This window comes from Delftia sp. ZNC0008, from assembly GCF_000799035.1.
GTDB classification, from domain to species: Bacteria; Pseudomonadota; Gammaproteobacteria; order Burkholderiales; family Burkholderiaceae_C; genus Comamonas; species Comamonas tsuruhatensis.
This window is the reverse complement of record NZ_JTKZ01000050.1, coordinates 1-5871: the sequence shown is the minus strand read 5'-3', so window position 1 is coordinate 5871 and position 5871 is coordinate 1. Positions and strand designations below refer to the sequence as shown.

The window sequence follows — 5871 nt, the reverse complement described above, 5'->3', positions numbered from 1 at the left end:
TCTGCGTGTTGCGGATGTTCTGCACCACTGTGGTCGAGCGCGTCACATAGGTGTTGTTGTTGTAGATCACGGCTGGCCGGCGCGAGGGCGGTGGCGGCGGCTCGTTGCGGTGCCAGCGGTAGCCGGGCTCGCCCCAGCGCATGCCCCAGGAGTTCCAGCCCCAGGGGCGACGGTCCACGGACTCGGCGAGGATCACGCCTGCGCCAAAGCCGATCAGCCCCGCCACCACGGGCGTGGCCGAACTGCCCACGTAGACGGGCTGCGGCGCCACGATAGGGCGGTAGCCGCCATACACCGGCAGCGGCTCGCCATACACCACACCCGGGTCGTACTGCGGCACATAGACGGTGTCGGGCTGGGCGGGAGTGATCTCGATGAACTGCGAGGGCGTATCGATCACCGGCACCGGCAGCATGGACGACAGGGGCTCGCCCATGTCCTGGGGCGCTGGCTGGGGATCGCGCGGCGGGGCGTCGGCCGCGGCCACGGCCACCTTGAGCCGGCTGGAGTCCTTGAGCGTACCGGCCTTGTAGGCGCGCTGGCGCATTACCTGGATGGCGTTCATCACGTCGGCCGGATCGTTGTAGTAGGCCCTGCCCAGGGCCGTGGTCCAGGGAATGTTGGAAGACAGCTGCGCCAGCACGTTGGGAAACTGGGCCAGGGACTTGACCGACGGGTCCCAGTCCTGGCCGTTGACGGCGTCCTGCAGTTCCTGGGGCTTGAGGCCCGGGTTCTGCCCCAGCCAGACCTCGGCGGCGCCGACCTGGTCCGGATAGGTGGAGGCGGCCAGCACCTGGGCCACGAGCTTGTCGGGGTACAGCGCAATGGGCGCCACCATCTGGTAGAGCGTCTCGGCCGACGGCGGCACATAGGCCACGGGCGTGGCGACGGGCTGGGCGCTTTCGGTGGCAGGCGGCAGCGGCGCGCTGGCGGCCTGCGGGGGCTTGTCCTGGGATTCGTTGCAGGCGCTCAGCGCCAGGGCGGCGGCCAGGCCCAGCACGCTCAGGCGCAGGGCGCCGGCGTGGGAAGCTGAGGGGGCCATGGTGCGTGCTCTGGGCACGGCGGATTGCAGCATTGCGTTCTCCTGGGCAGGAACGCCTTGCGCGCCGAAGCGGCAAGGCACATGTCATTTGAACGCCAAAGTGCACGCTGCGTTGACACCGGCGTGTCAGCCGATGCCCCCAGTCCGCGCAACTTCTGTGACGCGGTGTTTACCCAGGCTGAATCAGGCGGCGCTCAGGCCGCGCTCAGGCCGCGCTCAGGCCGCGATCAGGCGGGCCTGGTAGCTCTCGGCACCCTTGGACCAGGCCAGCAGGCGGTCGATGTTGGGGTGCTTGCCAGGGAAGGCGATGGCGTCCTGCGTGTGCTCGGCATACCACTCCAGGCCCAGTTCAGCGGCGGCGGGCGTGATGCTGCCGCCGTAGAGGGCGGCCAGCGCGTGGTACACGGCCAGGGAGCCGGTCTGGCCGGGCTTGTTCTCGATGGTGGCCACGACCTGGCCCTGGGCATCGGCCAGCTGCAGCGCGGCGAGGTGGGTGACGGTGGGCAGTTGCTGAAGGCGTGCGGAGAAGTTCATGCTGAAAGGCAAATCAAAGAAAGGAAGGCGGAGAAAGAACGATCGGCTCGGGGCGATCAGGCCTTGGCGGCAATCCACGCACACCAGAACAGGCTGGAGAAAAAGCGCTTGGCCTGAACGAAGCCGGCCTGGGCCAGCATCTGCTCCACTGCCTCTTCCGAGGCGGGTGGAACCGCGCCCTGCCGGATCTTGCCGAGTTTCGCATGGACGGCGGCCTCGTCCGCGCCTGCCATGCGCCAGCGCATGGCCCAGGCGTCCAGGAACAGCGGCTCGCTGTCGTAGCGATGGCGATTGCAGGCCAGGATGAAGGGCGCGCCCGGCGCCAGCCTGGCCGACAGGGCCTGCAGCAGCCTGAGCTTGTCCGCATCGTCAGGAATGTGGTGCAGCACGCCGATCAGCGTGGCCGCGTCGAACACCGTGCCGGCGGGCAGGTCCTCCACCGCACAGGGTGCTGCACGCACCTGGGCCGACAGGCCGGCGGCTGCGATGCGGTCCATGGTCTGGTCCAGCATGGGGGGCGAAGGGTCGGCGGCCGTGAATGTCCACTGCGGCCTGAGCCGCGCCGTGGCCAGGATTTCCTGGCCCGTGCCACCGGCGCCGCCAATCAGCACGGACTTCGGCTCGGCATCCAGGCTGGCTGCCAGCAGGCAGGCCGCCAGCTCGTGGCAGGCGTCGTAGCCGGCCAGGGCGATGCGGCTTTGCGTCTCGTACTCGGCCGCGCGGGAGGTGTCGAACTTGGCGGCGGAAGCCGCCTGTGGCAAGGCTTGGTTCATGGCCTGGAATTGTGCTGAGGCCATGGTCACTGCAAAAGCGCCGATGTGCGATGGCCCACCCCTGCAAAGCAGGATGGTGGGCCATCTTCGGGGGAGCGGTGCAGGTGCCCGCCAGCGGGCCGTGCGCCTACTTGCCCCAGGAGTCCTTGAGACCCGTTGCGCGGTTGAACACGGGCTTGCCCGGTGCGTGGTCCTTGCGGTCGGCCACGAAGTAGCCGAAGCGCTCGAACTGGAACTTGTCGTCAGGCTGTGCCTGGGCCAGCGACGGCTCCACGTAGGCCGTCACGACCTTGAGGCTGTCCGGGTTGAGCAGGGCCAGGAAGTCCTTGCCGCCCGCATCGGGCTGCGGGTCGGTGAACAGGCGGTCGTACAGGCGCACTTCGGCCTGCACGCCGTCGGCCGCGCCCACCCAGGTGATGGCGGCCTTGACCTTGACGCTGTCGGCGCCCGGCGTGCCGCTCTTGGTGTCGGGCACCACGGTGGCCAGCACCTTGGTGACGTTGCCCTCGGCATCCTTCTCGCAGCCCGTGCACTCGATCACGTAGCCGCCCTTCAGGCGCACCTTGTTGCCGGGGAAAAGGCGCTTGTAGCCCTTGGGCGGCACTTCGGCGAAGTCCTCGCGCTCGATCCACACCTCGCGGCCCAGCGTGAAGCGGCGCACCGGCACCTGCTGGCCTTCGGCGGCGTGGGGCAGGGCAGGCAGCTCGCAGGCTTCCAGGTGCTCGGCGCTGCCGAAGACCTCGGCCCAGTTGGTCAGCTCCAGCTTCAGCGGGTCCAGGGCCACCATGCCGCGATGGGCCTGGTTCTCCAGGTCTTCGCGCAGGCAGCCTTCCAGCGTGGAGTAGTCGATCCAGGCGTAGTCCTTGGTCACGCCGATGCGCTCGCAGAAGGCCTGGATGCTCTGCGGCGTGTAGCCACGGCGGCGCAGGCCGACGATGGTGGGCATGCGCGGATCGTCCCAGCCGCTGACGATGCCGTTGTCCACCAGGTGCTTGAGCTTGCGCTTGCTGGTGATCACATAGGTCAGGTGCAGGCGCGAGAACTCGTACTGGCGCGGCTGCGGGGCAGCGATCAGGCCGCCTGCGCGCAGGTGGTCCAGCAGCCAGTCGTAGAACGGGCGCTGGTCCTCGAACTCCAGCGTGCAGATGCTGTGGGTGATGTGCTCCAGCGCGTCCTCGATGGGATGGGCGAAGGTGTACATCGGGTAGATGCACCACTGGTTGCCGGTGTTGTGGTGCTCGGCATGGCGCACGCGGTAGATGGCGGGATCGCGCAGATTGATGTTGGGCGATGCCATGTCGATCTTTGCGCGCAGCACGGCAGCGCCATCGGGCAGCTTGCCGTCGCGCATTTCGCGAAAGCGCGCCAGGTTCTCGGCCACCGTGCGGCTGCGGAACGGGCTGTCCACGCCGGGGCGCGAGAAATCGCCGCGGTTGGCCTTCATGTCGTCGGCGCTTTGCTCGTCCACATAGGCCAGGCCCTGCTCGATCAGGTACTCGGCCGCGCGGTACATGAAGTCGAAGTAGTTGCTGGCGAAGTACAGGTTCTCGTGACCGTCGGCTTCCTTCCAGCCGAAGCCCAGCCAATGGACGGCATCGATGATGCTGTCCACGTACTCCTGGTCTTCCTTCTCGGGATTGGTGTCGTCGAAGCGCAGGTGGCAGGCGCCTTGGTAGTCGCGCGCCAGGCCGAAGTTCAGGCAGATGGCCTTGGCGTGGCCCACGTGCAGGTAGCCGTTGGGCTCGGGCGGGAAGCGTGTGCGGATCTTCGCCACGTCCACCTGGCCCTGGTTGTGGTGGTCGCCATCACCGGGGCTTCCACCCCAGCGGCGCTGGGCGTAGGTACCGTTGGCCAGGTCGGCCTCGATGATTTGGCGCAGAAAGTTACTCGGTTTGACCGGATCTTTGGAGATGGGGGAGGCGTCAGCAGAGCTCATCGCAGCATTGTAGGCGCGCGCCTGCCGACCCGCTCCGGACGGCTTTCGGACAGCCGCGCCGGGCAAGGGTTGAGGCATTTGGAAACAAACTTGTATAAAAGCCTGCCATCCGTAGACCCCTGTCGCGCGTTGAGAATGCAGGGCGTATGCCGTCCCCCTGTGCCAAAGTGCGGGAAGGCGGCAGCAGCGGCAATGCCTGCCACGCCTGTCCAACTTCGAGGAGAGACACCATGACAACGACAGCTTCCCCGTGGGTTGCAAAAGCAGCAGCAGCCGGCCTGGCCCTGGCCGCCCTCATGGCTTCGGGCGCCGCCCAGGCCCGGGGCGATGTGCAGTGGTCCATCAGCCTGAATTCGCCGGGCATGTATGGCCCGCCCGTCTATGTCGCGCCTGCCCCCGTCTATGTGGCACCGCCCCAGCCCATTTACTACGCCCCCCCGCCGCCGGTCTACTACGCGCCGCGCGCCGTCTACCGTGCTCCGCCCGTCGTGGTCGTTCCCGGCTACGGATACGGCTATGGCGGCGGCTACCGGGGTGGATACCGTGGCGAGTACCGCCATGGCCATGGTCACGGGCATGGCCACTGGCGCCGTTGATCTGAGCTGAGCCGCGCTGAACCGACTCTTGCCGCCCCTTTGGGCGGCTTTTTCCGTGGTGCCTGCGCCAAGACCGGGCCGGGGATGGCCCGCATAATCCAGCCCGTTGGAAACCTGGAGTGTCCCCGCCGTGAAAACCGTCTATGTCCTCAATGGCCCGAACCTGAACCTGCTGGGCCTGCGTGAACCCGCCATCTATGGCTCCCAGACCCTGGCCGATGTGCGTGCGCTGTGCGAAGCCGCCTGTGCGCGCTACGGTCTGGCCCTGGAGTTCCGCCAGAGCAACCATGAAGGCGAGCTGGTGGACTGGATCCACGAGGCCGGCCGCGTGCACGCGGAAGGCCGCCTGGCCGGCCTGATCTTCAACGCCGCCGCCTACACCCACACCAGCGTGGCCCTGCTGGATGCCGTCAAGGGCACGGGCGTGCCGCTGGTGGAGCTGCACATCAGCAACGTGCATGCGCGCGAGAGCTTCCGCCACCACTCCTACCTGTCGGCGGCCGCGCGCGCCGTGATGTGCGGCTTTGGCGTGGCCGGCTACGGCCTGGCCATCGACGCCGTGGCCCAGTGGTGAACACGCCTGTCGCCATAGAGCGCCTGCGCGCCCGTGCTCGGCGCCTGACCACGCCGCTGTCTGCCGCGCGGCCCGACGACGGCCACATGGTCTGGCATGTCTGGGGCGAGGCGCGCGCGGGCGTGCTGCCGGTGGTCATGCTGCACGGCGGCAGCGGCAGCTGGACGCACTGGCTGCGCTGCATGGACGCTCTGCTGGCCCAGGGCCGCCAGCTGTGGATACCGGACCTGCCGGGCTTTGGCGATTCCGATGGGGTGCCAGGCGGCCAGGATGCCGACACCCTGGTCGAGCCGCTGCGCCAGGGCCTGCGGCAGCTGCTGGCCGATGGCGGAGCGCCCGCCGCCCCGCTGTGCGATCTGGTCGGCTTCTCTTTTGGCGGCATGACGGCCGGCATGCTGGCCGCTGCCGACACGCGG

At 68.3% G+C, this 5871-nt stretch carries 7 protein-coding genes; 3 read left to right on the top strand and 4 right to left on the bottom strand.

Going from position 1 to position 5871, the window contains the following annotated elements:
* From L995_RS01485 to L995_RS01470, 4 genes are all read right to left on the bottom strand, one after another.
* A partial coding sequence (locus tag L995_RS01485) for a DUF3300 domain-containing protein (RefSeq protein ID WP_047468454.1) occupies positions 1–1075 on the bottom strand: 1075 nt, incomplete at its 3' end.
* 183 nt (positions 1076–1258) lie between these two features.
* Positions 1259–1576 (bottom strand): DUF2322 family protein, encoded by a 318-nt coding sequence (locus L995_RS01480; protein ID WP_013803391.1) that lies wholly within the window; start codon positions 1574–1576, stop codon positions 1259–1261.
* Positions 1577–1632: 56 nt separating this feature from the next.
* Positions 1633–2349 carry a class I SAM-dependent methyltransferase gene (locus L995_RS01475; RefSeq protein ID WP_047468448.1) on the bottom strand — a complete coding sequence of 239 codons (717 nt, stop codon included), beginning with the start codon at positions 2347–2349 and terminating at the stop codon, positions 1633–1635.
* A 127-nt stretch (positions 2350–2476) separates the two neighbouring features.
* Positions 2477–4285, bottom strand: a complete 1809-nt coding sequence (locus tag L995_RS01470) for a glutamine--tRNA ligase/YqeY domain fusion protein (protein WP_047468446.1) — start codon at positions 4283–4285, stop codon at positions 2477–2479.
* A gap of 230 nt (positions 4286–4515) precedes the next feature.
* On the opposite strand from L995_RS01470, the gene L995_RS01465 reads away from it, so the two are divergent.
* The 3 genes from L995_RS01465 to L995_RS01455 all read left to right on the top strand — a co-directional run.
* A complete protein-coding gene (locus tag L995_RS01465; RefSeq protein ID WP_043823784.1) occupies positions 4516–4881 on the top strand; it encodes a hypothetical protein in 366 nt (121 codons plus the stop codon).
* Positions 4882–5011: 130 nt separating this feature from the next.
* Positions 5012–5455 (top strand): type II 3-dehydroquinate dehydratase, encoded by a 444-nt coding sequence (aroQ, locus tag L995_RS01460; protein ID WP_016450549.1) that lies wholly within the window; start codon positions 5012–5014, stop codon positions 5453–5455.
* Positions 5452–5871: alpha/beta fold hydrolase (locus L995_RS01455; RefSeq protein ID WP_047468457.1), on the top strand; the 420-nt coding region annotated here is incomplete at its 3' end. The genes aroQ and L995_RS01455, both read left to right, overlap by 4 nt.